The sequence below is a fragment of the Bradyrhizobium sp. USDA 3397 genome, assembly GCF_054060965.1.
Genome location: NZ_JBSSDS010000001.1, coordinates 1,871,347 through 1,898,099 on the forward strand (window position 1 = coordinate 1,871,347; position 26,753 = coordinate 1,898,099).

27 protein-coding genes, 2 tRNA genes and 2 pseudogenes are annotated in these 26,753 nt (G+C 64.8%); 12 read left to right on the forward strand and 19 right to left on the reverse strand.

Annotated elements, in window-relative coordinates; genetic code table 11:
- Nucleotides 1-16 precede the first annotated feature (16 nt).
- On the reverse strand, nt 17-715 hold the full coding sequence (locus tag ACVWYQ_RS08815; protein ID WP_057029612.1) for a histidine phosphatase family protein: 699 nt from the start codon (nt 713-715) through the stop codon (nt 17-19).
- Between the two features lie 134 nt (nt 716-849).
- On the opposite strand from ACVWYQ_RS08815, the gene ACVWYQ_RS08820 reads away from it, so the two are divergent.
- Complete coding sequence (locus ACVWYQ_RS08820) at nt 850-1,635, forward strand: SDR family NAD(P)-dependent oxidoreductase (RefSeq protein WP_109143341.1); 786 nt, start codon at nt 850-852, stop codon at nt 1,633-1,635.
- 1,125 nt (nt 1,636-2,760) lie between these two features.
- On the forward strand, nt 2,761-3,933 hold the full coding sequence (gene argE, locus ACVWYQ_RS08825; RefSeq protein ID WP_404540258.1) for an acetylornithine deacetylase: 1,173 nt from the start codon (nt 2,761-2,763) through the stop codon (nt 3,931-3,933).
- A gap of 155 nt (nt 3,934-4,088) precedes the next feature.
- On the opposite strand, the gene ACVWYQ_RS08830 is transcribed toward argE, so the two are convergent.
- The 5 genes and pseudogenes from ACVWYQ_RS08830 to ACVWYQ_RS08850 form a co-directional block, all read right to left on the reverse strand.
- Nucleotides 4,089-4,715, reverse strand: a complete 627-nt coding sequence (locus ACVWYQ_RS08830; RefSeq protein WP_271544576.1) for a LysE family translocator — start codon at nt 4,713-4,715, stop codon at nt 4,089-4,091.
- Between the two features lie 20 nt (nt 4,716-4,735).
- A pseudogene (locus ACVWYQ_RS08835) lies at nt 4,736-4,969 on the reverse strand (NIPSNAP family protein); the annotation flags it as partial.
- A 171-nt stretch (nt 4,970-5,140) separates the two neighbouring features.
- Complete coding sequence (locus ACVWYQ_RS08840; RefSeq protein ID WP_404540255.1) at nt 5,141-5,722, reverse strand: DUF2199 domain-containing protein; 582 nt, start codon at nt 5,720-5,722, stop codon at nt 5,141-5,143.
- Nucleotides 5,723-5,786: 64 nt separating this feature from the next.
- Nucleotides 5,787-6,845, reverse strand: a complete 1,059-nt coding sequence (locus tag ACVWYQ_RS08845; RefSeq protein WP_404546183.1) for a phosphotransferase family protein — start codon at nt 6,843-6,845, stop codon at nt 5,787-5,789.
- Between the two features lie 131 nt (nt 6,846-6,976).
- Nucleotides 6,977-8,212 (reverse strand): acyl-CoA dehydrogenase family protein, encoded by a 1,236-nt coding sequence (locus ACVWYQ_RS08850; protein WP_225142767.1) that lies wholly within the window; start codon nt 8,210-8,212, stop codon nt 6,977-6,979.
- 207 nt (nt 8,213-8,419) lie between these two features.
- Between ACVWYQ_RS08850 and ACVWYQ_RS08855 the strand changes: the two genes are divergently transcribed.
- The gene (locus ACVWYQ_RS08855) at nt 8,420-9,082 is read left to right on the forward strand and encodes a TetR/AcrR family transcriptional regulator (protein ID WP_404540252.1); all 663 of its coding nucleotides are present in this window, start codon (nt 8,420-8,422) and stop codon (nt 9,080-9,082) included.
- Between the two features lie 239 nt (nt 9,083-9,321).
- Here ACVWYQ_RS08855 and ACVWYQ_RS08860 read toward each other — a convergent pair whose 3' ends face one another.
- The 3 genes from ACVWYQ_RS08860 to ACVWYQ_RS08870 form a co-directional block, all read right to left on the reverse strand.
- Nucleotides 9,322-9,537 (reverse strand): hypothetical protein, encoded by a 216-nt coding sequence (locus tag ACVWYQ_RS08860; protein WP_014494475.1) that lies wholly within the window; start codon nt 9,535-9,537, stop codon nt 9,322-9,324.
- A gap of 206 nt (nt 9,538-9,743) precedes the next feature.
- On the reverse strand, nt 9,744-10,973 hold the full coding sequence (locus tag ACVWYQ_RS08865) for a CaiB/BaiF CoA transferase family protein (protein WP_271544586.1): 1,230 nt from the start codon (nt 10,971-10,973) through the stop codon (nt 9,744-9,746).
- A gap of 180 nt (nt 10,974-11,153) precedes the next feature.
- A complete protein-coding gene (locus tag ACVWYQ_RS08870; protein ID WP_404540247.1) occupies nt 11,154-12,356 on the reverse strand; it encodes an MFS transporter in 1,203 nt (400 codons plus the stop codon).
- Between the two features lie 189 nt (nt 12,357-12,545).
- On the opposite strand from ACVWYQ_RS08870, the gene ACVWYQ_RS08875 reads away from it, so the two are divergent.
- Nucleotides 12,546-12,803: a type II toxin-antitoxin system Phd/YefM family antitoxin gene (locus tag ACVWYQ_RS08875; RefSeq protein ID WP_157280592.1), complete on the forward strand. Its 258-nt coding sequence runs from the start codon at nt 12,546-12,548 to the stop codon at nt 12,801-12,803.
- Nucleotides 12,800-13,183, forward strand: a complete 384-nt coding sequence (locus ACVWYQ_RS08880) for a type II toxin-antitoxin system VapC family toxin (RefSeq protein WP_275498988.1) — start codon at nt 12,800-12,802, stop codon at nt 13,181-13,183. Before ACVWYQ_RS08875 ends, ACVWYQ_RS08880 begins: the two co-directional genes overlap by 4 nt.
- A gap of 54 nt (nt 13,184-13,237) precedes the next feature.
- Here the strand turns inward: ACVWYQ_RS08880 and ACVWYQ_RS08885 are convergent, their stop codons facing one another.
- The 4 genes from ACVWYQ_RS08885 to ACVWYQ_RS08900 form a co-directional block, all read right to left on the reverse strand.
- Nucleotides 13,238-13,408, reverse strand: coding sequence for a hypothetical protein (locus ACVWYQ_RS08885; RefSeq protein ID WP_275511181.1), 171 nt, complete (start codon nt 13,406-13,408; stop codon nt 13,238-13,240).
- Between the two features lie 13 nt (nt 13,409-13,421).
- Nucleotides 13,422-13,637 (reverse strand): hypothetical protein, encoded by a 216-nt coding sequence (locus ACVWYQ_RS08890; RefSeq protein ID WP_036010879.1) that lies wholly within the window; start codon nt 13,635-13,637, stop codon nt 13,422-13,424.
- Nucleotides 13,638-13,698: 61 nt separating this feature from the next.
- Nucleotides 13,699-15,033, reverse strand: a complete 1,335-nt coding sequence (locus ACVWYQ_RS08895; protein ID WP_404540242.1) for a PQQ-dependent sugar dehydrogenase — start codon at nt 15,031-15,033, stop codon at nt 13,699-13,701.
- Nucleotides 15,030-15,482 (reverse strand): DUF2231 domain-containing protein, encoded by a 453-nt coding sequence (locus tag ACVWYQ_RS08900; RefSeq protein ID WP_275498990.1) that lies wholly within the window; start codon nt 15,480-15,482, stop codon nt 15,030-15,032. The genes ACVWYQ_RS08895 and ACVWYQ_RS08900 overlap by 4 nt, the downstream gene beginning before the upstream one ends.
- Before the next feature lie 163 nt (nt 15,483-15,645).
- Between ACVWYQ_RS08900 and ACVWYQ_RS08905 the strand changes: the two genes are divergently transcribed.
- Together ACVWYQ_RS08905 and ACVWYQ_RS08910 are read left to right on the forward strand one after the other, a co-directional pair.
- A complete protein-coding gene (locus tag ACVWYQ_RS08905; protein ID WP_271544600.1) occupies nt 15,646-16,509 on the forward strand; it encodes a formate/nitrite transporter family protein in 864 nt (287 codons plus the stop codon).
- A gap of 88 nt (nt 16,510-16,597) precedes the next feature.
- The gene (locus ACVWYQ_RS08910) at nt 16,598-16,798 is read left to right on the forward strand and encodes a hypothetical protein (RefSeq protein ID WP_271544602.1); all 201 of its coding nucleotides are present in this window, start codon (nt 16,598-16,600) and stop codon (nt 16,796-16,798) included.
- Nucleotides 16,799-16,868: 70 nt separating this feature from the next.
- On the opposite strand, the gene ACVWYQ_RS08915 is transcribed toward ACVWYQ_RS08910, so the two are convergent.
- The 4 genes and pseudogenes from ACVWYQ_RS08915 to ACVWYQ_RS08930 all read right to left on the reverse strand — a co-directional run bounded on the left by ACVWYQ_RS08915 (nt 16,869) and on the right by ACVWYQ_RS08930 (nt 19,912).
- Nucleotides 16,869-16,942 (reverse strand) — tRNA-Gly (locus ACVWYQ_RS08915).
- A gap of 330 nt (nt 16,943-17,272) precedes the next feature.
- Nucleotides 17,273-19,018, reverse strand: a pseudogene (locus ACVWYQ_RS08920) (ATP-binding protein); the annotation flags it as partial.
- Nucleotides 19,019-19,495: 477 nt separating this feature from the next.
- Nucleotides 19,496-19,699: a hypothetical protein gene (locus ACVWYQ_RS08925; RefSeq protein WP_157280596.1), complete on the reverse strand. Its 204-nt coding sequence runs from the start codon at nt 19,697-19,699 to the stop codon at nt 19,496-19,498.
- 27 nt (nt 19,700-19,726) lie between these two features.
- Nucleotides 19,727-19,912: a hypothetical protein gene (locus tag ACVWYQ_RS08930; RefSeq protein ID WP_404540237.1), complete on the reverse strand. Its 186-nt coding sequence runs from the start codon at nt 19,910-19,912 to the stop codon at nt 19,727-19,729.
- A 211-nt stretch (nt 19,913-20,123) separates the two neighbouring features.
- Here ACVWYQ_RS08930 and ACVWYQ_RS08935 point away from each other — a divergent pair, with 211 nt between their 5' ends.
- Nucleotides 20,124-20,498 (forward strand): YciI family protein, encoded by a 375-nt coding sequence (locus ACVWYQ_RS08935; RefSeq protein WP_036027698.1) that lies wholly within the window; start codon nt 20,124-20,126, stop codon nt 20,496-20,498.
- Here the strand turns inward: ACVWYQ_RS08935 and ACVWYQ_RS08940 are convergent.
- Nucleotides 20,465-21,058 carry a TMEM175 family protein gene (locus ACVWYQ_RS08940; RefSeq protein WP_225139854.1) on the reverse strand — a complete coding sequence of 198 codons (594 nt, stop codon included), beginning with the start codon at nt 21,056-21,058 and terminating at the stop codon, nt 20,465-20,467. The genes ACVWYQ_RS08935 and ACVWYQ_RS08940 overlap by 34 nt on opposite strands.
- Nucleotides 21,059-21,179: 121 nt before the next feature.
- Here ACVWYQ_RS08940 and ACVWYQ_RS08945 point away from each other — a divergent pair, with 121 nt between their 5' ends.
- The 3 genes from ACVWYQ_RS08945 to ACVWYQ_RS08955 all read left to right on the forward strand — a co-directional run bounded on the left by ACVWYQ_RS08945 (nt 21,180) and on the right by ACVWYQ_RS08955 (nt 25,401).
- Nucleotides 21,180-23,237: an ATP-dependent helicase gene (locus ACVWYQ_RS08945; protein WP_404540235.1), complete on the forward strand. Its 2,058-nt coding sequence runs from the start codon at nt 21,180-21,182 to the stop codon at nt 23,235-23,237.
- 56 nt (nt 23,238-23,293) lie between these two features.
- A complete protein-coding gene (locus tag ACVWYQ_RS08950; RefSeq protein WP_404540232.1) occupies nt 23,294-24,274 on the forward strand; it encodes an NADPH:quinone oxidoreductase family protein in 981 nt (326 codons plus the stop codon).
- A 95-nt stretch (nt 24,275-24,369) separates the two neighbouring features.
- On the forward strand, nt 24,370-25,401 hold the full coding sequence (locus ACVWYQ_RS08955) for an LLM class flavin-dependent oxidoreductase (protein WP_404540229.1): 1,032 nt from the start codon (nt 24,370-24,372) through the stop codon (nt 25,399-25,401).
- A 124-nt stretch (nt 25,402-25,525) separates the two neighbouring features.
- Here ACVWYQ_RS08955 and ACVWYQ_RS08960 read toward each other — a convergent pair.
- Nucleotides 25,526-25,611, reverse strand: a tRNA-Tyr gene (locus tag ACVWYQ_RS08960).
- 207 nt (nt 25,612-25,818) lie between these two features.
- Here ACVWYQ_RS08960 and rlmB point away from each other — a divergent pair.
- Nucleotides 25,819-26,649, forward strand: coding sequence for a 23S rRNA (guanosine(2251)-2'-O)-methyltransferase RlmB (rlmB, locus tag ACVWYQ_RS08965; RefSeq protein WP_036010853.1), 831 nt, complete (start codon nt 25,819-25,821; stop codon nt 26,647-26,649).
- Nucleotides 26,650-26,753: the final 104 nt, after the last annotated feature.

Below are 26,753 nucleotides of genomic sequence, written 5' to 3' on the forward strand. Positions count from 1 at the left end.
ATTTTCGTATTCAGTATCAGGCCAGCTTCTTGACTTCCGGTCCCGCCGGCTGATGCATCGCCGCGTGCGCGGGATCGGCGATCCAAGGCTGCTGATTGACCATCGGCAGCCGCCAGACCGTGCGATCGGGACTCGCAAAATAATCCAGCCGCGTCACCGAGCAATTGTCGATGTCGAACGACAGCCCGCGTTCCGGCTGCCCGCCGAGCGCGAAACCCACTGCCGCCCTGATAGTGCCGCCATGCGCGACTGCGATGATGTCCTTCCCGGCCGCCTCGGCGTTGATCCGCTCGATGGTGCGGCGCGTGCGGTTGTACAGGTCCATGAAGCTTTCACCGCCGGGCGCGGGCTCGTTGATGTCGGCGAACCAGCTCGCACCGACGGGGCGGCTGGCAATGAACTGGGCGCGGTTCATGCCCTGCCAGCGGCCGAGGTTCTGCTCGGCGAGATCCGCCTCCCATTTCAGCGCTGCCGGCCTTGGAAAACCCGCGGCCCAGATCGCCTCGGCGGTCTGATGGGTGCGCATCAGATTGCTCGAATACCAGACCGCCTGGCGTGGCAGCACCTTGGCAACAGCATTGAACACATAAGTATCGCTGGTGTCACAGGCGATGTCGCTCTGCCCGTAGATGTTGCCGCCGTCGTTGCGCACCGGCGCGTGACGGACCCACCACCACCGCGTGATGACCACGTTCGGCTTGTCTGCACCTGCCATCGAAACCCTTCCATCCCGTCTATTGTCGCTGTACGTGAGTAGTGAACGTGTCTCAAGACACTTTGCCGTTTGAAATCTTGTTTGAAATTCCGTCGCGCGGCAAGCGTCGTGCACGAGCATAAAGGGAGAAACGCATGGGCCGCCTGCAAGGCAAATCCGTCATCATCACCGGCGCCGGCAGCGGCATCGGTCGCGCGGCTGCGCTGCTGTTCACCAAGGAAGGCGGCAAGCTGATCGCGGTCGATCGCACCGAGGCGGTGAAGGAGACGGTCGAGGAGATCAAGAAGGCCGGCGGCGTCGCGGAAGCGATGGTTGCGGATGCCGGCTCCGAACAAGACGTCATCGCTGTGATCGACAAGGCGGTGAAGACGCACGGCCGGCTCGACGTGATCTGGGCCAATGCCGGCGTCTCCGGCGGACTCGTTCCGCTCGCCGAGCAGACCGTCGAGCATTGGCAGGAAATCCTGCGCGTCAACCTGATCGGGCCGTTCCTCGCGGTGAAGTACGCCATGCCGCACATGGTCAAGCAGCAGTCCGGCGCGATCGTGCTGACCGCCTCTGTCGCCGGCCTCAAGGCCGGCGCGAGCGGGCATCCCTATGCCGCGAGCAAGGCCGGCGTGATCAGCCTGGTGCAGACCACGGCGTATTCGCTCACCGGCACCGGCGTGCGCATCAATGCGGTCTGCCCCGGCCTGATCGAAACAGGCATGACCAAGCCGATCTTCGACCGCGCCAAGGAGCGCGGCACCCAAGACAAGATCGGCCAGCTCAACCCGCTCAAGCGGCCGGGACAGCCGCACGAGCTCGCGGCGATGGGACTGTTCCTGGCGAGCGACGAGGCTTCGTATGTGAACGGCCAGGCGTTCCCGGTCGACGGCGGCTTGACGGCATCGATGCCGTATACGGGCAAGCCGGTTTAGTTCGCGGTGTCCCGGACGCGACGCAGCGCGTAAGCGATGCGTTGCAGAGCCGGGATCCAGCAGGCTGCAGAACTCGCTGCAACATAGGCCCCGGCTCTGCAGCGCACCGCCGAACCGGACGATGCTTCGCATCGCCGGGGAGGCGCTGCGCTGCGTCCGGGGCACGAGAGCGATGCTCGGCGCGATACTGCCTCAACATCGTCATTGCGAGCGCAGCGAAGCAATCCAGGACTGCATCCGCGGAAAGACTCTGGATTGCTTCGCTGCGCTCGCAATGACGGAGCAAGTGGCGCCGGCGCCGTTCTGCGACGGACATCTCATTTGCGGACACACCTTCGCATCCTCGCGGCGGACTCGCCCGAGCTTTGCTCACCCTCAATTGAAAGAGGGCGCAGGGAAGACCGGGTGCGGCCGGGCACCCACGGTCCACTGTGCGAAAGGTGGCAACGAAGAATTTGCACAGCGGCATACAGGTGAAGCCAAACATCCGGCCTTCCCTGCGCAGTGGCTTTACGGCTCATGTCGTGCTCTCCCCGGGGAGCGATGCACTATTGCCCCCGTCGCCTTGCGGATGGCTGACGCGTGGGCCCGGTTGGGCCGCTCACATCACCACAAGACTTGGCGCACAGACCCCGGGCGCCAGGACCACACGATTTTGCCGTACGCAAGCCGCACCCGTCGTTGGCGCGAGGTCTTCGCTCACGGCTCTCCGCCCTGCGAAGCTTTTCGCGCCGATGTGGCCCGCGTCCACCGCCGCCCGGCCCACGTTCGTGACGATCGCGATACGCCCCTCTTCCTTGGGCCGGGTGGCGCGAAAAATATGCGATTTCCGAATTTCGGTAAAGTGGAATATTTTCACTCCGCGTGCGTTGACCTAGCGCTCGCGTGTTTTGCCCGTCGGGCAACGCAAGGGATGGTAGACCTCCCCTCGTCATTCCGGGGCGCGACGAAGTCGCGAGCCCGGAATCCATTTCGCAGCGGGTGATGCGGCCCGATGGATTCCGGGCTCGATGCTGCGCATCGCCCCGGAATGACGGCTGGGGTGTTGATTTGCCCGACCGGCCGCCACATTGGTATGGTTCCTGCAGGCGCTTCAGCCTTCCTGCTCTCCAACAGAACATGACAATGCCAAGCTCAAGACCCGACCGCATCCGAAAGCTCCTCGCCGACCTCGTTTCGTTCGACACCGTCAGCGACCGCACTAACCTGCCCCTGATTGCCCATATCGAGAGCTATCTCGCCGCGTTCGGCCTCAAGGGTGAGCGCATCGTCGACGAGACCGGCGAGAAGGCTTCGCTCTGGGTCACGATCGGGCCGGAGGATCGGCCGGGCTTCGTGCTGTCGGGCCATACCGATGTGGTGCCGGTCGTGGGCCAGGACTGGAGCCATGATCCGTTCAAGCTGGTGGAGCGCGACGGCAAGCTCTACGGCCGCGGCACCACCGACATGAAGGGCTATGTGGCGGTGTGCCTTGCCATGGTCCCTGAGATGGTGGAGGCGAGACTTCAGACGCCGATCCATCTGGCGATCTCCTATGACGAGGAGATCGGCTGCGTCGGCGTGCGGCCGATGCTGCACGAGGTCGCGAAGAAGACGGTCCGGCCGCTCGGCGCCTTCATCGGCGAGCCCACCCAGATGCAGGTCATCATCGGCCACAAGGGCAAGCACGGTGTACGCGCCACGTTCCACGGGCTCGCGCGTCATTCCTCGATCGCGCCCGACGGCGTCAATGCGATCGAATATGCCGCCGAGCTGATCGTCGAGATCCGCCGCCGCGCCGTGGCGCTGGCGGCCGTGCGGTCGACAGACAACCTCTACGACGTCCCGCATTCGACGCTGCTCACCAGCATCGTGCACGGCGGCGCAGCGCTGAACATCGTGCCTGATACCTGCACCGTGGATTTCGAATGCCGCGGCATCGGCATCACCGAGTCCAAGGAGGTGACCGATGCGATCGTCGCCTGGGCCAAGGCCGAGATCGAGCCGGCGATGAAGGCGAGACATCCAGATTGCGGAATCGATTTCGAGGAGATCCTCGACTATCCCGCGCTCGACACCGCCGCCGACGCCGCCATCGTCACCTTGGCCAAGAGCCTGGCAGGGCGCAACGACCACGCCAAGGTCGCCTTCGGCACCGAGGCGAGCTTGTTCGCCGACATCGCCGACATTCCCTCCGTGGTGATCGGCCCGGGCTCGATCGCACAAGCGCATACGCCTGATGAGTTCGTGGAGATGGCGGAGCTGGAGAAATGCGCGGGGTTCGTGGAAAGGCTGATCGCGCATTGTGCGAAAGGGTAGTCCGCCGTCTTTGCGAGGAGCGAAGCGACGAAGCAATCCAGGCTGTCACCGCGGAACGACTCTGGCTTGCTTCGCTTCGCTCGCAATGACGGAGCGCGGGGGAAACACCTGTCCGGATATCGTCGCACTCATTGCGACTACGGGCTCACCGCGCCCTATCGCTCCTGCAAGGCCAGCCGCACGCCGACGGCGCAGTAGATGGTCCCGACCACTTTGCCCTGCCACTTCACCACCGCCGGATAGCGGCGCAGTAGCTTGCCGAGGCGGCCGGCGCCGACAGCGAATACGACGGTACTGACGAGACCGAGCAGCACGAAGACGACACCAAGAATGGCAAGCTGAAGTGCGGTCGCACCGTGCTCCGGCTTCACGAATTGCGGCAGGAACGCCAGGAAGAACAGTGCGGTCTTGGGATTGAGCACTTCGGTCAGTACGGCTTGGCGGAAGGCACGGCCCGCGCCAATCGCGGACGCGGCGCTGTTCAACTCGACCGGCGCCCTGTCGAGCATGGCGCGAATGCCGAGATAGATCAGGAAGGCCGCGCCTGCATATTTGACGATGCTGAACAGCAGCGCTGAGGTCGCGATGATCGCCGAGAGGCCCACGATCGCCATGCTGGTGTGGATCAAGTCACCGGCCGCAATGCCGGCGCCGGTCGCAATTCCCGCCCTTGTGCCGGAGCTTGCGGCGCGCGCCATGGTGAGCAGCGTCGCCGGGCCCGGGATGAACACAAAACCGAGGACGATGACGACGTAGGTGATGAGCGTGGCACGATCGATCATGGTCGAATCTCCGAAGCGGGTCAGCGTAGGAGGCTAGACGACGGCGAATAGTCCACCGGCGCCAGCAGGAGGTCCTCGATCTGCCCTACCATGAGTCCGTGCTCCGCGTGAGTGACCCGCTTGATCTCGGCCCACTCGGCGTCCGCCATGAAGGCCGCCCATCCCGATGTCTTGGCCGCCTCATCGGGCCATTCCAGCAGATAGGCGAACTCGGTGCGATCGCCTGACTTCGTCTCCCACATCGCCACGATCTGGAAGCCGTATCGGGTTCACATAATGCGCGCGGCATGGTCGCAGAACCGGGCGTGAAAGGCAGCCTTGTTCTTTTCGAAGATTTCGTAGATACGCAATTGCTGGATCATGATCATTCTCCGTGCTTGGCGGAGATAGGATCGGGCCACGGGATGTCAAAGGTCGCCGCTCGGTCAGTCCGACAACGCGCGCCTGATGTCGTGGCCGTACAGCGCGTAGATTTCGAGCAATCTATCGAAGGTTATTCCACGCTGCTGCTCCACTGCTAGCGGGTGCTCGGTCGGCTCCAGTTCGACTTTTGGTCGCTGGCGGCCGCTCTGAAAATGCAGCCGGCATTTGAGATTGAGAGTGTCCGGGTAGCCTGCGAGGCGGTTCGAGAACCATCCAAAGCACGGTCCGAGCTTCGCCTGCTCGCCGCTGTCGAAACTCTCGACATAACGCTCGAAGTTTTGGCGCGACAGCGTCCCCCATACACCGAACCCGAAGCACTTGCCCTCACCGCCAATGATGGGCAGTTCGAGCACCGCGCGCACGAAGAAGTGCTCGCCGCGGAGAACGCAGAAATCCTCCGAGAGGAAGTCGCTGTTCAGATCGAGCGCACTGTTCGGTGCACTCCGCATCTTTCCCGGCCATTGCTCGGGATTGTCGCAAGCGAGATCGAATATGCCTTTGTGCTCGCCCTGGCAGGACTCGCAGCGCCATGGCCGCTCCCACATGCGGCGCCAACGCGGGTCGTTGGATAGATCGTTGTCCATCTCTTCGAAGCGGCCTCCACGTCATAAGCGAAAGGCGCGGCCATCAACCGCGCCTTCGCTCTTCCTACACCGCGCCGGCCTTCTGCGCATACTCCCACGACGCCTTCGACAGCGGCACGGTGCGCTTGGCGGATTCGAGCGCCTTGGCGTTGGCGGCGGTGCCGTCGCGGACGCGGCCGGCGATGCCCTGGGTGATGCCGGCGAGACGGAACAAATTGTAGGCAAAGTACCAGTTGAGATCAGGCACCGTCATCTCTGTGACGTTGCAATAGATCTGCGCGGCCTCTTCGAGGCTCGGGATGTTGAGCGCCTTGAGGTCGGCTCCCTCCAGGCCCGGCATGATCCACTGCATCAAGAGATAGGTGAAGTCGGCCATGGGATCGCCGAGCGTCGACAGCTCCCAGTCCAGCACCGCCTGCACGCGCGGTTCCGTCGCGTGGAAAATCATGTTGTCGAGGCGATAGTCGCCATGGACGATGGAGACGCGCGCCTGCTCTGGCACCGTCTTCGGCAGCCATTCGGCGACCTTCTCGAACTCCGGAATGTGCTGGGTCTCGGACGCGCGATATTGCTTGGTCCAGCGGTCGATCTGGCGGGCAAAATAGTTGCCGGGCTTGCCGAAGTCGCCGAGCCCGATGGCAACAGGGTCGAACATGTGGAGCTTGGCCAGCGTCTCGATCTTGCTAGTGAAGATCTGTCGGCGCGCATCGTTGTTCTGGCTCGGCAGCGTCGGATCCCAGAACACGCGCCCCTCCTCCATCGACATGATGTAGAAGGCAGCTCCAATGACGCCGTCGTCCTGGCACAGCGCATAGGCGCGCGCGACCGGAAAGCCCTGCTTTCCAAGCGCCGCGATCACCCGGTACTCGCGGTCGACGGCATGGGCCGACGGCAGCAATTTGCCGAACGGCTTGCGGCGCATCACGTAGGAGCGGTTCGGTGTGTTGAGGCGATAGGTCGGGTTGGACTGCCCGCCCTTGAACTGCAGCACCACAAGCGGGCCTTCGAAGCCTTCGACGTGCTCGCGCATCCAGGCCTCGAGCCGCATCTCGTCGAAGCGATGCCGCTCCTCGACCGGCTTGGTGCCCGAAAACTCCTCGTCTTTCCTGACGCCGTCAGCCACGGTCACGCTCCCTCTTCAGTCCGAACATGATCCTAATCGGTAACCGCTGACGCACTTGCGTCAAGCGGTTACCGCAATTGGATCATGTCCCGTCGTTTCTTCAAGTCGGGAGCGCCGCAGGGCTCCCCCGCTTAGTGATTGGGAGAGTTGGCATACTTCCGAAGTTCGAGCCTGGCAATGGCGCGGTTGTGGACCTCGTCCGGACCGTCGGCGAGACGGAGCGTGCGGATGTGGGCGTAGTCCTTGGCAAGGCCGGCCTCGTCCGAGACACCGCCGCCGCCGAAGGCCTGGATCGCCTCGTCGATGATCTTCAGCGCCATGTTGGGCGCCGCGACCTTGATCATGGCGATCTCGGCCTGCGCGGTCTTGTTGCCGACCTTGTCCATCATGTCGGCCGCCTTGAGACACAGAAGACGCGTCATCTCGATGTTGGTGCGGGCCTCGCCGATGCGCTGCTCCCACACGCTGTGCTCGACGATTTTTTTGCCGAACGCGGTGCGCGAGGCAAGCCGCTTCACCATCTTCTCTAACGCCTCCTCGGCCTTGCCGATGGTTCGCATGCAGTGATGGATACGGCCCGGACCGAGGCGGCCCTGTGCGATCTCGAAGCCGCGGCCTTCGCCGAGCAGGATGTTCTCCTTCGGCACGCGCACGTTCTCGAGCAGCACCTGGGCATGGCCGTGCGGCGCATCGTCGAAGCCGAACACGGGCAGCATCTTCTCGACCTTGATGCCGGGCGTGTCGAGCGGAACCAGGATCTGCGACTGCTGCTGGTGCTTGGCCGCCTTGAAATCGGTCTTACCCATCAGGATCGCGATCTTGCAACGGGGATCGCCGACGCCGGACGACCACCATTTGCGGCCGTTGATGACGTAATGGTCGCCGTCGCGTTCGATGCGAGTCTCGATGTTGGTGGCGTCGGACGAGGCCACCGCCGGCTCCGTCATCAGGAAGGCGGAGCGGATCTCGCCGTCCATCAGCGGGCGCAGCCACTTGCGCTTCTGCTCCTTGGTGCCGTAGCGAATGAACACTTCCATGTTGCCGGTGTCGGGCGCGGAACAATTGAACACTTCCGAGGCCCACGTGATGCGGCCCATCTCTTCCGACAGCAACGCGTATTCGAGATTGGTCAGTCCCGCGCCGCGGAATTCGTCGTCCTCATGCTCGCTCGGCGGCATGAACATGTTCCAGAGGCCTTCGGCCTTCGCCTTCTTCTTGAGCTCCTCGAGAACAGGGATCACCTTCCAGCGGTCGCCGCTCTTGTCCTGCTGATCGTAGATCGGCACTGCCGGGCGCACGTGCTTGGCCATGAAGGACCGCACGCGGTCGAGCCATTCCTTTTGCTTGGGCGACATATCGAAGTCCATGCGACGCTCCTCTCTCTCACTGGTCCTTTTGCGCCGGACTGTCCTCCCGCTTCGCGCGGCCCGCAAGCGCGAATGCGCGTCCTTGCGGACCTGTCGAAACCCGGCTGCAGCTGCGAACGAGTCCCGATTGCGGATTGACTTTTCCGGCCTTCAAACGATAGTTTCATACAACTGTTTGAATTGCAACTCCCCTCCCCGAGGGCACCCATGGCCAGCGATCATACGAGGTCTGCCATTCTCGCCGCCGCCGAGCGGCTCTATGCCGATCGCGGCTTCGGCGACGTGACGCTGCGCGACATCGTCGCGGAGGCGGGCGTCAACCTCGCCGCGGTGAACTATCATTTCGGCTCGAAGGACGAGTTGATCGCGGAATTGTTCGTCTCGCGGTCGATCGCCACCAACCGCGAGCGCCTGCGCGAGTTGAAGGCGGCGGAGGAGCAAGGCGGCGGCCGCGCGTCGATCGAGGTGATCCTGCACGCACTGGTCGGGCCGACCTTGCGCGGCTGCCTGGGACCTGAGAACCAGCGCTCGACCGCGGCGCGCTTCATGATCCGCGCCTCGATCGAATCCGTGCCGCCGATCCGCCGCATCAAGAACCGCGAGATCGACCATTTGCGGAAATTCGCCGGCGCGATGCGGCGATCCCTGCCCGAGCGCAGCGACGTCGATATCTATTGGGGCCTCAATTTCGCGCTCGCGATGGCGCATCACACCATCCGCGAGAGCGAACGGCTGACCAAGCTCTCGGAGGGCAAATGCGACCTCGACGACGTCGAGGACGTGGTCGCGCGCGTCGTCAGCGTGGCGACGATGGCGCTGACGGCGGGACGGACGGAGCCGAAGGCGCCATCAAAGGTGGCGGCGCGTTAGCGCGGATGGGCGTTGACGGTACGGAGCTGGAAGCCGCATTCGCGGTGCGCTCCCTCGCCCCGTTCTTACGGGGAGAGGGTTGGGGTGAGGGGCCTCTCTCCACACGTGCGGTCTTCGGGAGACCTGTACCCCCTCACCCGGATCGCAAGAGCGATCCGACCTCTCCCCGCAAGCGGGGCGAGGTGAAGTAAGCGGCTTCAGGCGATGCAGTCGATCTGATCGGAGAATGCTGGGCGGGACTACACCCGCTGCGGCATTTCCTCGGCCTCTTCCTTGGCGAGCAACAGCAGCATCTCGATGCCCATCTCGCCTTCCTGCGGCGAGCGGATGAACTTGATCTCGTCAGCGCTCTGCCGCAGCGCGGCAATGATGGCGACGGCCTGATTGGCGGTGGCCGCCTCGGTCGCCAGAATGGCCTTCTGGTCCTTGGCCTGGAACCCGATCGTGTAGGACATTCACTTCCCTCCCCGACTTCAAGTGGAGAGATCGAATCAGAGTCGGAGGCAAAGCGGAAGCCTGTGCGACTACGGACCGGGATTACTTGGGGATTGCGGGTAAGCTTCACGCAAGCCCCGGCCTGGCGCGCGCGTCCACGGCTGTCACAATATAGTCGCGCTGCGCATGAATCCCGGCCTCTTGGCCCCAGGCGCGGAACAGAGCGTCAGATGATGCCCTGCGCCTTCAGCTGCTCGATCTTTCCGGCATCATAGCCGAGCTTGCCGCCGAGCACCTCCTGGGTGTGCTCGCCCAGAAGCGGCGGGGCGCGATAGTCCTTGATCGGGGTCGCCGAGAGCGTCAGCGCGTTGCGGACCAGCGACAGATCGGGCTCGAAGGGATGGTTCACCTTCACGCGCATGCCGCGCGACTGGACGTGCGGGTCGGAGAACACCTGCTCGAAATTGTTGATCGGCCCCGAGGGCACGCCGGCCTCCTCCAGCTTCTCCAGCCAGTAGGCCACCTTTTGCTTCAGGAACAGGCCGGCGAAGATCGCCATGATCTCCTTGCCGTGCACGACGCGGTCGTTGTTCTTGACGAAGCGCGGATCGTTCGCGAGCTCGGGCTGGCCGAGCACGGCGCAGGTGCGCTGAAACTGGCCGTCATTGCCGACCACCAGCATCAGTTCGCCGTCGGCACAGCGGAACACGCCGGCGGGCATGCCGCCATTGCCCCAGGTGCCGCGGCGCGGCGGCGTCTTGCCGTTGACGAGGTAAATTTGGAGCCAGTGCGACAGCGATGCGATCACCGTATCGAACAGGCAGACGTCGATGTGCTGTCCCTGCCCGCCATTGGCATCGCGATGGTAGAGCGCCGAGAGAATTCCGATCGAGGCGTTCATGCCGGTCATGTAGTCGACGATCGACGGGCCGACCTTCATCGGGCCCTCGCCGGGCTCGCCGTCGATATGGCCGGTGACGCTCATCAGGCCGCCCATCGCCTGCAGGATGGCGTCGTAGCCGGCGCGCGGCGCGTAAGGTCCGGTCTGGCCGAAGCCGGTCACCGAGCAATAGATAATGCGGGGATTGATCGCCTTGATGGTCTCGTAGTCGAGACCATAGCGCTTGAGATCGCCGACCTTGTAGTTCTCCATGAAAACGTCGGCGTCCTTGGCGAGCTCGCGGACGATCGCCTGCCCTTCCGGCTTGGCGATGTTGACGGTGACCGACTTCTTGTTGCGGTTGGCGCAGAGATAGAACGAATTGTTGTTGTTGGCCTTGCCCTCGGGGTCGGCGAGGTAAGGCGGACCGAAAGCGCGCGCGTCGTCGCCGGTGCCCGGCCGCTCGATCTTGATCACCTCCGCGCCGAGATCGCCCAGCATCTGGGCCGACAGCGGCCCGGCCAGCACGCGGGTGAGGTCAAGGATCTTGATGCCTGAGAGCGGCAGGGCCGACATGTCGATTTCCTCCGGGGAACTAACCTTGGCGCAGCGGCGGGATCGCGGGGCCGCGCTCCCTGCCGATACCACCATTTTCGCACGCTGAGCACTGCACTGGCGGCATACGGCTATCTCCTGCCGGGCCTGAGGTGATCGCCGTCCGCAAACTTTCCGCGCCGCGAATATTGCGTGATCGGCTCAGGTCACGACCGCCGGCTGTCGCGGCCGGCGGCGAGCGAGCAGAACGAGGATCAGCACCGTCGCGCAGGAGAACACCAGCGTGAGACCGAGCGCAGCACGGCTGCCGAACTCCGTCAGCAGGCCCGCGAGCAATGGCGGCGAGATCGCGGAGGCGAGGTTGAGCGGCAGCGAGATCATCGACATCGCCTTGGCGAACTCGGCCTGGTCATAGAACACCAGCGGGATGGTCGCCCGCGCCACCGCCATTGCGCCGCTGCCGGCGCCATAGAGCAGGATGAAGACCGCGACCGCCCAGGTGGCGCCCTCGCTCGACATCAGCAGCAGCATGGCGACCGGCAATGCACTGCCCGCGACGAGCCCGGTCGTGATGCCGTCCCATCGTCCGCCGCCGAGAAAATCCAGCCCGCGGGCGCTGACCTGGATCACGCCCAGCATCGAGCCGAACAAAAGCGCCTGAGCCGGCGCCAGCCCCTCCGCCCGCAACAGCTCGATCAGGATCGCACTGACGCCGAAATTGACGAAGGCGTTCAGCGTGATCGCGGCGACGACGAGGCCGAACGTGCTCCGTGCGATCGCGGGCGGCGGCGATCGCTTGGCCGGCGCGGCGCCCTCGTCCTTTGTGATCTTCCGGCGCGGCGCGCCGAACGCATAGAGCGGGAGGCTGACGAGGAGCATCATCGCTGCGTAGACCAGGCACGTCCCCCGCCAGCCGAGGTGACCGCTCAGGAACGAGGTCGTCGGCCAGAAGATGCTGCTGGACAGGCCCGTCACCAGCATCAGCGCGCCGATCGCGTTCTTGGCCTGCCTTCCTGCGATCTCGTTCAGCATGATATAGGCGCCGGTCGACAGCGTGGCGCTGCCGGCGATGCCCAGGACGATCCACGCGGCGAAATACAACACCGGCTCGCGCGCCAGCGACAGCAGCACGAAGCCCGGCGCAGTGACGATCGTGCCGACCATCATGACCGTCCGCGCGCCATGCCGCGCAAACGACTTGGCGAGCAACGGGCCACACAGCCCCATCGAGACGTAGAGAACGGACGTGCCGGCGAACACCGCCGGCAGGCTCATGCCGAGATCGGCGGCGAGATCGCGCCCGACGATGGCGGGAAGCCCGATCGTGCCCCATCCGACCAGCTGCGTGGTGGCAAGCATCAGCAGGACCCCGATGAGCCTGCCGTCAAATTTCAAGAACTGCATTCCAAACGTCGCCTGCCCGGCAGGCGCAGATTGCGCCGGCGCACATCTCTTAGCGGGAGATCGCAGAACCGAGGAATGTCAGTTCCGAATGCCATGGAAGCCTGCTTCGCAGAGCGGCGACAGCCAGACCTAAATTGACATGGACCACTCTCTGGTCCATTTTATGGAAACGCGAAGAGGGACAATGCGATGCGGGTCTCCGTCACCGAGGCCAAGGGCCAATTGACCGATCTCGTCCGTCGCGCCGAAGCCGGCGACGAGGTGATCCTGACGCGACATGGACATCCAGCGGTGCGGCTCGTTCCGATCAAGCGTCCTGCCGACGCTGCGACCCGGCGCGCGGTGCTCGAGGCCGCCCGCAAGAGTGGTGCGGCCAAAGCTCTTCCCGGCCCGGATGCGGCGCGCAGCCAGGACTTTCTCTTCGGCAACGATGGACTGCCGGAATGATCGCAGTCGATACGTCGGCGCTCATGGCAATCGTGCTCGACGAGCCGCAAGCCGATGCCTGCATCGCTGCGCTTCAGACCGCGGACGAAATCCTGATCTCGGCCGCCACCGCGGCAGAGAGCCTGATCGTCGCTGCACGCCGCGGCGTGTACGAAGAGATGAAGAATCTGATCGCACATCTCGGCCTGAACGTGATCTCGGTGACCCAGGCATCCGCCGAACGCGTGGCGCAGATCTACTCGCTTTGGGGCAAGGGCAATCATCCTGCCGGCCTCAACTTCGGCGACTGTTTCGCCTACGATATCGCCAAGGAGCATGGCTGCGCGCTGCTCTATGTCGGTGATGACTTTGCGAAGACCGATATCGCAGCAATCGCTTAAGTCGACAGGGCGTAACGCCGCTGACGTTCGACGAGCCGATAGCCCGCCACGCCCTCACGCAGTGTGGCCGGGATCCACGTGCTTCGGCGTCTTCTTCTCGCGCTGCGGTGTCATCTTGGCCGGATCGGGCGCGCCCGGCACGCCGCGCGGGCCGAGCTGCTCGCGCTGGATGTCGTCCTCGGAGCGGGATGGCTCGACGCCGTTGGGCTCACGGGGCCTGGTCATCGCGTCTTCCTTCTCAAGCGTTGTCCCGGACGCCGAGCGCGTTGCCTCCCGCCTCGCGGCCGGGCACGCTGACCTGAACTTCATGTCCCTCACGCAGCGCGAGGGATGCGGCGGCGACTGCGGACTCGAACGCGGCTTCCTTGGTGGCGTAGGTGTTCTTGACGTCGCCGTCGTGCAGCACGCCCCATTCGTCCCGCACCGGCACGATGGCATATTGCGCAAGGCCCATTGTCCAAACTCCTGGCTCTAGATTTCAGAAAAAAGGTCTGCACGATAACGCGCCGGCGGGCCTAACGTTGCGTCAGCTGCGGATGGGTCGCGCTCACCCGCCAGACCGTGTTGCCGCTGTCGTCCGCAACCAGAAGCGCGCCGGTCTTGTCGATGGCAACACCAACGGGGCGGCCGCGCGCCTGGTTGTCGCTGTTGAGGAACCCGGTGACGACGTCCTGCGGCGGGCCGTTCGGCTTGCCGTCTTTGAACGGCACGAACACGACCTTGTAGCCGTTCAGCACATGCCTGTTCCAGCTGCCGTGCTCCCCGACGAAGGCGCCGCCGCGATAGGCGGCCGGCAGGCTGGTGCCGGTGTTGAAGGCGAGCCCGAGCGGGGCGACATGCGAGCTCAGCGCATAATCCGGCACGATTGCCCTGACGACGAGATCCGGCCGCTCCGGCTTGACGCGGGGATCGACGTGCTGGCCGAAATAGCTGTAGGGCCAGCCATAGAAGCCGCCGTCCTTCACCGAGGTCATGTAATCGGGCACGAGATCGGGACCGAGCTCGTCGCGCTCGTTGACCACCGTCCAGAGTGCACCGGTCTGCGGCTCGAAGCTAAGGCCGTTGGGATTGCGCAGGCCGCTTGCGAACACGCGCCAGCGGCCGCTGGCGCGATCGACCTCGAGGATGGCGGCGCGGTTGTGCTCGGCCTCCATGCCCTTCTCGGCGACGTTGCTGTTGGAGCCGACGCCGGCATAGAGCTTCGCGCCATCGGGACTGGCGACCAGGCTCTTGGTCCAGTGATGGTTGATCGGACCGCCCGGCAGCGGCGTCAGCACCGTGGCCGGGGCGGTGATCTTGGTATCCCCTTCCGTGTAGGGATATCTGACGATGGCATCGGTGTTGGCGACGTAGAGATCGTTGCCGACCAGCGCGACGCCGAACGGTGAGTTGAGATGATCGAGGAAGACGCTTTGCGTCTCCGGCACGCCGTCGCCATTGCTGTCGCGCAGCAGCGTGATGCGGTTGCTCTCGCCGCTGTCGCCGCCGGAGGTCGCCAAGGACATGACGAAGCCCACCAGGACGTCCTTGGGCCGTTTGATCGGCGCGCGCTTCGGCGGCCTGGATTCCACCACCAGCACGTCGCCATTCGGGAGCACGTAGAGCGAGCGCGGGTGCTGCAAGCCCGTGGCAAAGGCCTTGGCCTGCAAGCCCTGCGCAACCGTCGGTGTCTCGTCCTTCTTCCAGCCGACGATGCGGGCAATGTGGACCGGCGGCAGCAGATATTGTTGGATCTCAGGCAGTACCGGGTTGGCGCCCACTTGCGCGTTGGGATCGCCGCTGCCGTCGTTGCAGCCGGCCAAGCCCAGCAGCGACGCGCACAGCAGCGCGCGGATCATCGCAGATGTCATCGTGCAACTCCCACGCCGTGGCGATAGACCATGGCCCAACCGAGCCAGCCGGTGACGGTGAGGATAAGCGCGGTGATCCCCGACAGAACCAGCCCGCTCGGCCACACCGAGGTCCAGCCATCGCGCATGTGGATCATGAGATTGACGATCGAAAGGATCAGCACCACGGCATTGCCGATCAGATGCGGCCAGGCCGGCGCCTGCGCCCGCACCAGCCGGTTGCCGAGGAAGTCGATCAGGCCCACGATCGCCGCCAGCACGCCGAAGATGATTCCGGCGAGCAGCAGCCAAGCCGAAAAATCCGCCCACATGATCTCGGCGCTGGCGACATAGGCGATGTCGGTCAGCAGCGCCCCGACAAAACACGTGATTGGGATCGGCACCAGCATGGGATGAATCGGATGACCCGCGATCTGCGCGGTGGAACGCACGCGCATGGCGTCTTGCACGGTTGGCCTCGTGACTTTTAGCCTTGCCCCCACGGCGAACTCCCGCTCATGACGAAGGTTCCTCCGCATGCTGCATCAGACCGGAGCGAGGCTGCACCGCGCAAGGGGAACTGAATGGGACATCCGGAAGTCTTGACTGGATCAGGCTTTCGGAGACCGCAGCGTGGATCAGTCTGGCGACGGCGCCTCATTCAACCCAGCATCCAAGCTCGACGGCGTGTCGCGGCGCCAGACCAGGCAGATCGAATCCCAGAGCAGGCCAAGCGCCGCGCTGATCCATGAGACGATCCGCGCCGAAGGCGAGCAGGAGCTGGAGCGGCGATGGTGGGCCATCGTCCTGTCCGGTTTTGCCGCCGGCCTTTCGATAAGCCTGTCGTTGATCGTTCAGGGCGAGTTGCATGCGCTGATCTCGGATGAGGCGACCCGCCGCCTAGTTGCTCCGCTCGGCTACACCGTCGGCTTCCTGGTCGTCGTGCTGGGACGACAACAGCTCTTCACCGAGAACACGCTGACACCGATCCTGCCGCTGTTGCACAACAGGGATCTCGGCACCTTGGCAAGCGTGCTCAAGCTCTGGATCCTGGTTCTCGCCTCGAATATCGCAGGGACCTGGGCGGCCGCCTCCGTCCTCGCTCGCACCAGCATCTTCGAACCTCGCATCGTGGACGCCTTCATCGATCTCAGCCGGCCGACGATCGAGGGGACGTTCTCAAGCACCTTCGTCAGGGCCATCTTCGCCGGCTGGCTGATCGCCTCGATGGCCTGGCTTCTTCCGGCTGCCAAAGGCTCGCGCGCACACATCATCGTAGTGATGACCTATGTGGTCGCACTCGGCCAGTTCTTGCACATCGTCGCGGGTTCGATCGAGTGCGCCTTTCTGGTGCAGAGCGGCCTGGCCTCGTTCAGCCAATATGCCTCCGACTTCTTCCTGCCCACGCTACTCGGCAATATTATCGGCGGAACGACCCTGGTTGCGCTGCTGAACTACGGACAGGTCGCCGCCGAAATCGATAGCCACAGGGAATAGAGCCTGCACGAAGCGGCTGCTTTGGACAGGAACGATAGCGACGAGCTGGGTTTGCCCTCGCAATCAACGCGGTCAAGCAGGATCATTCATGAGCATCGAGAGCAAGAGCCCATTCGACAAGGAACCGGCCGAAGGATCACGCGACATCATTGATCGCGAACTTCAGCGCGGCGACGAGGCCGACAAGAACAAGGTCGATCATCTCCCCGGCGTGAAGGTCGGCGGACAGCTTCAAGGCGGCGCGCTCGATCGCGCACGGAAGGGACGCGAGCGACGGGACGAGGAATAGCTGATCGGCCGTCAAGCCACGGGCGGCTATCGTGGAAACGCCCTGCTGGGATATCGCGTCCAACAGGTTCTGGAGCGGGTGAAGGGAATCGAACCCTCGTATTCAGCTTGGAAGGCTGCTGCTCTACCATTGAGCTACACCCGCGTTACGGGCTCCCTAACACGGCCGGGCTGCGGTCTCAACTGCCCAGGAGGTCGCTTTCCGGCGTCTTCGGCGGCCTAGCGAACCACCCGGGTTCCTGCGGACCCCGCCGCCCCTTATCAGCGGCGCAATCGCCACCTATATCGAGGTTTCCCGAAACCAACGAAAGGAGGTGATCCAGTGTCTTATCTCAAGCGCTGTCACCTCGCTGGGATCGCCCGCTAGGCTTTGAGTAGGGCTTGGCATCGGGGCGCTCTCAGCCCTGGACCAGCGAGCAAGAAATCGGGCGCGGCGGGACCTCCCCGCCGCGCCTTTTTCGTCTGTCGCCGCGGCTCAGGCGGGCGGCTCGCCGGCAAGCACCTCGCGAATCTTCTGCGACAGCTCCGCCTTGCGGTATGGCTTGAACAGCAGCGCCACGCCGGGATCGAGATGTCCGTCGTGGACGATGGTGTTGTCGGTATAGCCGGAGGTGTAGAGCACCCTCACGCCCGGCCGGCGGAGCCTGACGGCTTCGGCCAATTCATGCCCGTTCATGCCGCCGGGCATGATGATGTCCGTGAACAGCAGATCGAATCCGGCACCCTGGTCGACCAGCGTCAGCGCGGACGCGCCGTCGCTCGCAGCGAGCGTGCGGTAGCCGAGACCGCCGAGTTGCGCGATGACATAGCCCTGGACCAGCGGATCGTCCTCCACCACGAGTATCGTCTCCCGCCCGCGCGCCGTGGCGGGCGCTTGAACCGGCGCCGTCCTGGCCACCGCCTCGCCCTTTGCCCGCGGCAGGAACAGCCGCATCGCGGTGCCGCGCCCCTCCTCGCTTTCGATCGCGACGGCGCCGCCGCTCTGGCGGGCAAAGCCGTAGACCATGCTCAGCCCCAAACCGGTGCCGCGGCCGACCCCCTTGGTGGTGAAGAACGGCTCGAATACGCGATCGCGGATATCGGCCGGAATGCCGTGACCGGTGTCGCCGACTGCAACCATCACGAAGGCGCCGCGCACGCCCTCGCCGGCGGTCCCCGTGCCGTCGAACTCGCGGTTTCCTGTCTCGAGGATGAGCTTGCCGCCGCCCGGCATCGCGTCGCGCGCATTGACGGCGAGGTTGACGATCGCGGAGGACAGCTGTGACGGATCCACCATCGCGGACCAGGCCTCGTCGGCGAGCCGCGTCTCGATCTCGATTTGCTCGCCGAGCATCGGCCTCAGCAGCTTCGCGGTCTCGACCACGAGCGCGTTGACGTCGATCTCGCGCGGCTCCAGCGGCTGGCGGCGCGCGAAGGTCAGGAGTTGCGAGGTGATCTCCGCCCCGCGCGCGGCCGCATCATCGATCAATTGCGCGATCGCGGCCAGCTCGGGCTTGTCCGCAAGCCCCTCCTGGATGATCTCGATCGTGCCGGTGATGACCGTGAGCACGTTGTTGAAATCGTGCGCCACGCCGCCGGTGAGCTGGCCGATCGCGTCCATCTTCTGGGATTGACGCAGCCGCTCCTCGGTCTCGTGCTGCGCGGTGAGGTCTGTCGCGGAGCCGCGGTAGCCCAGGAAGCGTCCATCCGCGTCGAAAACCGGCTTGCCGTTGACGCTGAAATGATGCATCCGCCCCCGCGTGTCGCGTCCGCGATATTCGAATTTGCGGAACGGCTCGTGACGGTCCAGCGCCGCCAGATGCGCGCGCCATTTCTCGGCCTCGGTATCGCGATCGAGCGCGGTATCGATGCGACGCGTGCCGATCCGCACTTTTGGATCCATGCCGAAGGCAATCACCCGGTCAGAGAGGTAGGTGAAGCGATGGTCCGGCCCGGTCTCCCAGAACCAGTCGGACGCGGTCTCGGCATAGTCGCGGAAACGCTCTTCGCTCGCCCGCGCTTCCGCTTCGGCGCGCCGGCGGATGGCGAGCTCGCGCTCGAGATTGGCATTGGCCTCGCGCAGCTCGCCATAGGCCTGCTGGAGGTTCGCGCACATGGCGTTGAAGGCCTCGATCACCGTGTCCAGCTCGTCGGCGCCGGAGGACCGCCGGCGCTCCAGACGTAACGGCGGTGGCGGCCGGGTCACGCTGTACTTGCTGACGTACTCGGCAATGGCCGCAAGCGTATCGATGTCGGTCAGACCAGGCTTCGCCGCCATCGGCGCGATGGCGCGGCTGCGCTCGGCGTCCTCGTCACCTGCGTTGACCATGCACCATGTCCCGAAATGGCGGCTCGCTGCTGCGGTCGAGCGGTTGCAGTCTCGCGCATTCCATGGGTTGAGACGCCCGTCTCGTCACCCGATGCAAGCGACATCCCGTCGGCCCGCGAGCTCGAGGTCGGCAAGTCACGTCTTCCGCCCCCGCGGCGGGACTGCTGGGCAAACTACCACTGCCCGTGCAGGAATCACATCGGTGAAAGTCCGGTATGGCTCGCGGAACGAGCGGGGCAGTGATTGCTGGCAGCCGGCGTGCAAGCACCAACTTCCGGTAGATAGCACATGCATTCTGACCCTGGGGTAGCGACGCGCGGCCGACGGCGGCGAGATGCTGCGCGAGCCCTTGGTCAAGCAGGTCTTGAGCGGGCAACGACGAACGCTGCGTCAGCCAGCGCGAAGCCGCTCGCGCAGCGCGACGGCGGCGATCAGCATGCCGACGCACCAGGCCACCACCGCGCGGTGCGGCTCCTCGCCGAGCAGCACCGTGAACAGGCTCGTCAGAAGGCACGGGACGATGGCCTTGGAAGTCCGGCTCATCAGCGCGAGCAGGAACGGCATCGCCGCGATCGAGATTTGCAGAACGTCCATTTCGAACGCCGGCCTCGCCGCAAGGCTTCAGAAGCCGAAGAAGTTGGACACGCGCCGCCGTTTGCCGCGCCGGCTTTCGACGATCCGCTCACCGCCGTTCTCAGCCGAGCTGCCGTAATAGCGGTGATGGCCGGCCTGGTCGTGCAGATCGGCCGGCTCCGACTGCCCTGCCCGCCGCGCGTCGCAGATGATCTTAATGGTATGACCCGACATTGCCGCCTCCAGCAAAGAACTTGTTGTTTATGGTCCATCAGTCGCGACCAGTTCCGGCGGCGTTCACATGGGCGAGGACGCAATCGGGTTTCAGGACGGTTTCGCCGCTTGCCGGCCACGCAATATTTTGCTTCGGAAGTGTCGGCACGGGCTGCCGTGCCACGTCCTCAGGACTTGCGCAGAAACAAAAGCAGAAAAGAACGAGGTGACGATGCTGTACGCCATCCTGGCCTATCACGTGGAAGACGAGGTCCTGTCCTGGACGCCGGAGCAGGACGCCGCGGTCGTCGCCAAGGTCATCGAGGTTCAGGCGCCGCTGCGGGCCAGCGGACAGTTTGGTCCGGCGGCCCGGCTGGATGAGACCCGGAAGGCCCGCACCTTGCGGGGTCCCGGCGCGGGAATGGTGCTGGACGGGCCGTTTGCCGAGACCAAGGAGCAGCTTCTCGGCTTCCACTTGATGCAATGCGCCACCGAGGAGGAGGCGATCGAAGCGGCGCGGAAGCTGCGCGCGGTCAATCCGACGGCGGTGTACGAGATCCGCCCGGTCAAGCTTTACGTGCCGGCCGATGGGTTCGGCGCGACGTAGAAGCGCTGGATCAGGAGCCCCCCAAAGGCAAAACACCAGACGTAGGGCGCGATATGCGGCGCAAACGCTGCAACGATGGTGCCCGGGATGAACACGGCGACCGGAAACAGCGAAGCCATGATCTCGCGGCTCCAGCCGCGCAGGATGGTCCACCACAGCAGGGCATTGAGGCCGCCGATCGTGGTCAGGTGCAGGCCGTAGAGCACCGCCACCGCGCTGCTCATGGCGTAGTTGGTGTAGAGCCCGTTGGTGACCGGCAGCAGCACGATCGAGAGCAGGAAGAACAGGTTGAGGACCACCATGCCGCGGCTGCCGACGGGCTGACGTGCCAGCCGGCGGTGATGGCTGATCCAGAACACCCCCGCGATGATGAAGCTGAGCGCGAAGCCGGCAAGCTTGCCGGAATACACTCGGGCCAGATCGTTCCAGTCGGGCGCGCCACTGAACACTGCCGCCTTCGGCAGATCGTAGGCCAGCAGCGTCATGGCGACGCCGAAAATGGTGTTGCTGAGCGACTCCAGCCGCCGCATCTCGAATTGTTCGGGCTTGAGCTCGGTCATCTCGCCATGGGATGCTGGAACCAAAGGGCTGTCTTCCCCTAAATCCTAATTCCAGTTCCGTCCAGCCGCATTGCGATTCGCGCCGGGATCGCCGAGTCTGATCCTTTCACCGGGGCGATTCGTGGCGACATATCTGGACACGCTCAATGCGGAGCAGCGCCGCGCCGTCGAGCATGGCGTGGCCGACGGCGCAATCGTGGGCGGCCCCCTGCTCGTCATCGCCGGTGCCGGCTCCGGCAAGACCAACACGCTCGCCCACCGCGTCGCGCATCTGATCGTCGCAGGCGCCGATCCCCGCCGCATCCTGCTGATGACGTTCTCCCGACGCGCGGCGGCGGAGATGGCCGGAAGGGTCGAGCGCATCGCGCGCAAGGTGCTGGGCGAGAATAACGCCGCAATTATGCGTGATGCGCTGACCTGGGCCGGCACCTTCCACGGCATCGGCGCGCGGCTGTTGCGCGAATATGCCGAGCGGATCGGCGTCGATCCCGCCTTCACCATCCATGACCGCGAGGATTCCGCCGACCTGATGAACCTGGTCCGGCACGAGCGCGGCCTATCGAAGACCGAGAGCCGCTTTCCGGCCAAGGGCACCTGCCTGTCGATCTATTCCCGCTGCGTCAATGCCGAGATGGAGATCGAGAAGGTGCTCGCCCAGCATTTTCCCTGGTGCGCGGGCTGGGCCGCCGAGCTGAAGGGTCTGTTCGCCGCCTATGTCGAGGCCAAGCAGGCCCAGCACGTGCTCGATTACGACGATTTACTGCTGTACTGGTCGCAGATGATGAGCGATGCGCTGATCGCCGAAGAAATCGGCGGCCGCTTCGACCACGTGCTGGTCGACGAATATCAGGACACCAACCGTCTGCAATCCTCGATCCTGCTGGCGCTTAAGCCCGACGGCCGCGGCCTCACCGTGGTCGGCGACGACGCGCAGTCGATCTATTCGTTTCGCGCCGCCACCGTGCGCAACATCCTGGACTTTCCGCAGAGCTTCTCGCCGCGCGCGGAGATGATCACGCTCGACCGCAATTACCGCTCGACGCAGGCGGTGCTGTCGGCGGCGAACGGCGTGATCGGCCTCGCCCGCGAGCGCTTCACCAAGAACCTCTGGACCGACCGCACCTCAGGTCAGAAGCCGCAGCTCGTCACCGTGCACGACGAGGCCGACCAGGCGCGCTACATCGTCGAGGCGGTGCTGGCGAACCGCGAGCAAGGCGCGCTGCTCAAGCACCAGGCGGTGCTGTTCCGCACCTCCTCGCATTCGGGTCCGCTGGAGATCGAGCTGACCCGCCGCAACATCCCCTTCCTCAAGTTCGGCGGCCTGAAGTTCCTGGATGCCGCGCATGTCAAGGACGTGCTGGCCGTGTTGCGCTTCGCCGAGAATCCGCGCGACCGCGTCGCCGGCTTTCGCATCCTGCACCTGCTGCCCGGCATCGGGCCTGCGACCGCACAGCGCGTGCTGGACCAGATGGCGGAGAGCACCGATCCGCTCGCCGCGCTCGGCCGGCTGCCGGGTCCGGCGCGCACCGGCGAGGACTGGACCGACTTCGTCCGTACGGTCGAAAACTTGCGCTATTCGGAATGGCCCGTCGATCTCGAACGGGTGCGGCTCTGGTATGAGCCGCATCTGGATCGCATGCACGAGGATGCCGAGACGCGCCGCGCCGATCTGATGCAGCTCGAGCAGATCGCGAGCGGCTATGCCTCGCGCGAGAAATTTTTGACCGAGCTCACGCTCGATCCGCCGGATGCGACCAGCGACAAATCAGGTCCACCCTTGCGCGACGAGGATTACCTGATCCTCTCCACCATCCACTCCGCCAAGGGCCAGGAGTGGAAATCGGTGTTCGTGCTCAACGTCGTCGACGGCTGCATGCCGTCCGATCTCGGCGCCGGGACCAGCGCCGAGCTCGAGGAGGAGCGCCGCCTGCTCTATGTCGCGATGACCCGCGCCAAGGACGATCTCCACCTCGTCGTGCCGCAGCGCTTCTTCGTCCACGGCCAGGCCGCCAGGGGCGACCGCCACGTCTACGCCTCGCGCACCCGCTTCATCCCGGAGCAATTGGTCTACCTGTTCGAGCGCACCGCCTGGCCGAAGGCAGCAAGCGGCGCCGCACGCAGCGCGGCGCAGGGGCCGAAGATCGACATCGGGGCGCGAATGCGGGGGATGTGGCGGTAGACGCAAGAGGCTGGTCGCGGCACCTGTCAGGATGACTGGGACAGCAGAGGTCCGACATGAAAGCCGTTGTCGTCGAGCAATACGCCCCCATCGATCAGATCGATCTGAAGGATGTTCCATCTCCGCGCGCGGAGCCCGGGCAGTTGCGCATCAAGATCGAGGCAGCAGGCATCGGCTTCGTCGACGGGCTGAAGATCGAGGGACGCTACCAGACCAAGGACCCCCTGCCCTTCATTCCCGGCACGGAGTTCGCAGGCGTGGTGACGGACGCGCCCGGCGCACCGGGCGGTTACCAACCCGGCATGCGCGTGATGGGCATGACACGATCGGGCGCGCTGGCCGAAGAGATCGTCGTTAGGCCTGAAGCGGTCCATCCCCTGCCGGACGGCGTCGCAGCCGAGGTCGCCGCCTCGTTTCGCGCCAATTACCTGACGGCCCTTTATGCGCTGGGCGCGCGCGCTTCGCTGGCCGCAGGCGAGCAGCTTCTCGTGCTGGGTGCCGCCGGCGGCACTGGGATTGCGGCCGTTCAGATCGGAAAGCTGCTCGGCGCTCGCGTCATCGCGGCTGCATCAACACCGGAGAAGCGCGAGTTTGCGCAGGCGCATGGCGCCGATGCGGTGATCGACTATACGCAGGCCGGCTGGCGCGACACGCTCAAGGAGTTAACGGCAGGACATGGCGCGGACGTGATCTTCGATCCCGTTGGCGGCGAAATCTCGGTGCAGGCATTTCGATCCATCGCCTGGCGCGGACGCCATCTCGTGGTCGGCTTTGCCGCCGGCGCTATTCCCGCGCTGCCGTTCAATCTGCCGCTTCTGAAAGGCGGCGCTCTGCTCGGTGTCGATCTCGCGCAGATTCCCGTGCGCGAGCCCGACGTGCAGAAGCGCCTGATGTCGGAGCTGACGGGCTGGCTCGCCGACGGCAAGCTGAAGCCGGTGGTCGGCCAGATCTTCGCGCTGGCGGATTTTCGCGAGGCGTTCAAGACGATGCAGGCGCGCGCTGCGCTCGGCAAGATGGTGGTGCGGATCGCGCGGTAGCATTCACAAACGGAAACCGAGCATTTCCGAAAGCCACCTTGTGGGCTGGCCGTCGTCCATTAAGTCTCATCGTTCCTCCCACAGAGACCTGATCGATGACCGCACCGCTCGAATTCGGACTGGATACCTTTGGCGACGTCACCAAGGACACCTCAGGCGACATGATTCCGCATGCGCAGGTGATCCGCAACGTCGTCGACGAAGCGGTGCTGGCGGACGAGCTCGGTCTCGATTTCATCGGTCTCGGCGAGCATCACCGCGCCGATTTCGCGATCTCCTCGCCGGAGACCGTGCTGGCCGCGATCGCATCGCGCACCAAGCGCATCCATCTCGGCTCGGCCGTGACGGTGCTGTCTTCGGACGATCCCATCCGCGTATTCCAGCGCTTTGCCACGCTGGATGCGCTTTCCAACGGCCGCGCCGAGGTGATCCTCGGCCGCGGCTCGTTCACCGAATCCTTCCCGCTGTTCGGCTTCGACCTGCGCAAATATGAAGAGCTGTTCGAGGAGAAGCTCGATCTGTTCGCCGCGCTCTTGTCGCAGCAGCCGGTCACCTGGCAAGGCAAGCTGCGTCCGCCGCTGAAAGATCAACTGGTCTATCCGCCGGTCGAAAACGGCAAGCTGAAAACCTGGATCGGCGTCGGCGGCAGTCCGCAATCGGTGGTGCGCGCCGCGCATTACGATCTGCCCTTGATGCTGGCGATCATCGGCGGCGATCCCGCGCGCTTTGCGCCCTATGTCGAGCTCTATCACCGCGCGTTCAAGGAGTTCGGCCACCCGGCCCGGCCGATCGGCGTGCATTCGCCGGGCTACGTCGCCGAGACCGACGCGCAGGCGCGCGAGGAGCTCTGGCCCGACTACAAGGCGATGCGCGACCGCATCGGCAAGGAGCGCGGCTGGCCCCCGATGGGACGCGACGAGTTCGTCCATGAGGCCGAGCACGGCTCGCTCTATGTCGGCGCGCCGGAAACGGTGGCGCGCAAGATCGCGAAGACCGCAAAGGCGCTCGGGCTTTCGCGGTTTCAGTTGAAGTATTCGGCGGGGCCATTGCCGCACGAGAAGCTGATGCGGAGCATCGAGCTTTACGGACGGAAGGTGGTGCCGATGGTGCGGGAGATGATGGGGTAGCGTGCATGAGATAGTCTCAGTCCGCCTACGCCCTGCGGGCTACGGCGTGACAGCCTTCGCTCACTTCGCGCCACGAGCACTTGTGCTGGCTTGCCGAGCCGTAGCTCGCAAAGCGAGCGAAGGCTGGTGGGGGAGGCAGGACTCGAACCTGCGAAGCCATGAGGCGGCTGATTTACAGTCAGCTCCCTTTGCCACTCGGGACACTCCCCCGCTCGACGGCAGCACAATCGGGCCGGACCTTGCCGGCGGACCGAAGACGGCCATGGAACGTGAAGGCCGCGGCAACCCGTATCGGGGCGCGACCGGGCGCGTTTATGGGCGAAGCGGTGGGGCAAAGTCAACCGAGGCAAGCAGCTAAAATCGCCCTCGAAGCCACTCAAATTGCCATATTGGGGCCCCCGTGACACAAGCGAGCCCATGAAGGACAAAAAATTCGCCCCGAGGGGCCCCCGCAGGGGGGCTAAGCCCTTCAACAAACCAGGGAAATCGACCGGCCGGCCGGCTTGGCGCGAACGCGATTCGCACCCCGACGGGCCCGTCATTCTCTATGGCTGGCACACCGTCACCATGGCCCTCGCCAACCCGCAGCGGCGGATCCGCAAGCTGACGCTAACCGAGAACGCCGCGCGGCGGCTGGCGGACGAAAACATCGCGACCCGCATCGCGCCCGAGATCGTCCGTCCCCAGGAGATCGACCGCCTGCTCTCGCCCGACGCCGTGCATCAGGGCCTGCTCGCCGAGGCCGATCCCCTGCCCTCGCCGGACATCGAGACGCTCAAGCAGGAAGGCATGGTGCTGGTGCTCGACCAGATCACCGATCCGCACAATGTCGGCGCCATTCTGCGCTCTGCAGCGGCCTTCGCGGTGAAGGCGATCGTGACCACCGCGCGTCACAGCCCCGAGGCGACGGGCGTGCTCGCCAAGGCCGCCTCTGGCGCGCTGGAGCTTGTGCCTGTCGTCACGGTGCAAAACCTCGCCCGCGCCTTAACGGCTTTGAACGAGCGCGGCTTCCAGACCGTCGGTCTCGACAGCGAAGGCACCGAGGATCTCTCGAACGTCACACTGCGCGAGCCGCTCGCGCTGGTGCTCGGCGCCGAAGGCAAAGGCTTGCGGCAATTGACCCGCGAGACCTGCAGCGTCGTGGCGCGGCTCGACATGCCCGGCGAGATCAAGAGCCTCAACGTCTCGAATGCGGCCGTACTCTCCCTCTATGTCGGCGCGAGCCGGCTGGGGCTGATGAAGCGCTAGCGCTTTGGGCACCCCGCATATCCGGACGATGCCATACTAGGCCTGTTTTGCCCGACGGATCAATTCGAAATCTCTGTTTTTCCGAAATCTAGAGCTCGAACAAC

Excerpts from the sequence above, each read along its gene's own strand:
- ACVWYQ_RS08815 (WP_057029612.1), bottom strand. The coding sequence starts at position 715 with ATGGCAGGTGCAGACAAGCCGAACGTGGTCATCACGCGGTGGTGGTGG.
- ACVWYQ_RS08820 (WP_109143341.1), top strand. The coding sequence starts at position 850 with ATGGGCCGCCTGCAAGGCAAATCCGTCATCATCACCGGCGCCGGCAGC.
- argE (WP_404540258.1), top strand. The coding sequence starts at position 2,761 with ATGCCAAGCTCAAGACCCGACCGCATCCGAAAGCTCCTCGCCGACCTC.
- ACVWYQ_RS08830 (WP_271544576.1), bottom strand. The coding sequence starts at position 4,715 with ATGATCGATCGTGCCACGCTCATCACCTACGTCGTCATCGTCCTCGGT.
- ACVWYQ_RS08840 (WP_404540255.1), bottom strand. The coding sequence starts at position 5,722 with ATGGACAACGATCTATCCAACGACCCGCGTTGGCGCCGCATGTGGGAG.
- ACVWYQ_RS08850 (WP_225142767.1), bottom strand. The coding sequence starts at position 8,212 with ATGGACTTCGATATGTCGCCCAAGCAAAAGGAATGGCTCGACCGCGTG.
- ACVWYQ_RS08855 (WP_404540252.1), top strand. The coding sequence starts at position 8,420 with ATGGCCAGCGATCATACGAGGTCTGCCATTCTCGCCGCCGCCGAGCGG.
- ACVWYQ_RS08860 (WP_014494475.1), bottom strand. The coding sequence starts at position 9,537 with ATGTCCTACACGATCGGGTTCCAGGCCAAGGACCAGAAGGCCATTCTG.
- ACVWYQ_RS08865 (WP_271544586.1), bottom strand. The coding sequence starts at position 10,973 with ATGTCGGCCCTGCCGCTCTCAGGCATCAAGATCCTTGACCTCACCCGC.
- ACVWYQ_RS08870 (WP_404540247.1), bottom strand. The coding sequence starts at position 12,356 with ATGCAGTTCTTGAAATTTGACGGCAGGCTCATCGGGGTCCTGCTGATG.
- ACVWYQ_RS08875 (WP_157280592.1), top strand. The coding sequence starts at position 12,546 with ATGCGGGTCTCCGTCACCGAGGCCAAGGGCCAATTGACCGATCTCGTC.
- ACVWYQ_RS08880 (WP_275498988.1), top strand. The coding sequence starts at position 12,800 with ATGATCGCAGTCGATACGTCGGCGCTCATGGCAATCGTGCTCGACGAG.
- ACVWYQ_RS08885 (WP_275511181.1), bottom strand. The coding sequence starts at position 13,408 with ATGACCAGGCCCCGTGAGCCCAACGGCGTCGAGCCATCCCGCTCCGAG.
- ACVWYQ_RS08890 (WP_036010879.1), bottom strand. The coding sequence starts at position 13,637 with ATGGGCCTTGCGCAATATGCCATCGTGCCGGTGCGGGACGAATGGGGC.
- ACVWYQ_RS08895 (WP_404540242.1), bottom strand. The coding sequence starts at position 15,033 with ATGACATCTGCGATGATCCGCGCGCTGCTGTGCGCGTCGCTGCTGGGC.
- ACVWYQ_RS08910 (WP_271544602.1), top strand. The coding sequence starts at position 16,598 with ATGAGCATCGAGAGCAAGAGCCCATTCGACAAGGAACCGGCCGAAGGA.
- ACVWYQ_RS08925 (WP_157280596.1), bottom strand. The coding sequence starts at position 19,699 with ATGGACGTTCTGCAAATCTCGATCGCGGCGATGCCGTTCCTGCTCGCG.
- ACVWYQ_RS08930 (WP_404540237.1), bottom strand. The coding sequence starts at position 19,912 with ATGTCGGGTCATACCATTAAGATCATCTGCGACGCGCGGCGGGCAGGG.
- ACVWYQ_RS08935 (WP_036027698.1), top strand. The coding sequence starts at position 20,124 with ATGCTGTACGCCATCCTGGCCTATCACGTGGAAGACGAGGTCCTGTCC.
- ACVWYQ_RS08940 (WP_225139854.1), bottom strand. The coding sequence starts at position 21,058 with ATGACCGAGCTCAAGCCCGAACAATTCGAGATGCGGCGGCTGGAGTCG.
- ACVWYQ_RS08950 (WP_404540232.1), top strand. The coding sequence starts at position 23,294 with ATGAAAGCCGTTGTCGTCGAGCAATACGCCCCCATCGATCAGATCGAT.
- ACVWYQ_RS08955 (WP_404540229.1), top strand. The coding sequence starts at position 24,370 with ATGACCGCACCGCTCGAATTCGGACTGGATACCTTTGGCGACGTCACC.
- rlmB (WP_036010853.1), top strand. The coding sequence starts at position 25,819 with ATGAAGGACAAAAAATTCGCCCCGAGGGGCCCCCGCAGGGGGGCTAAG.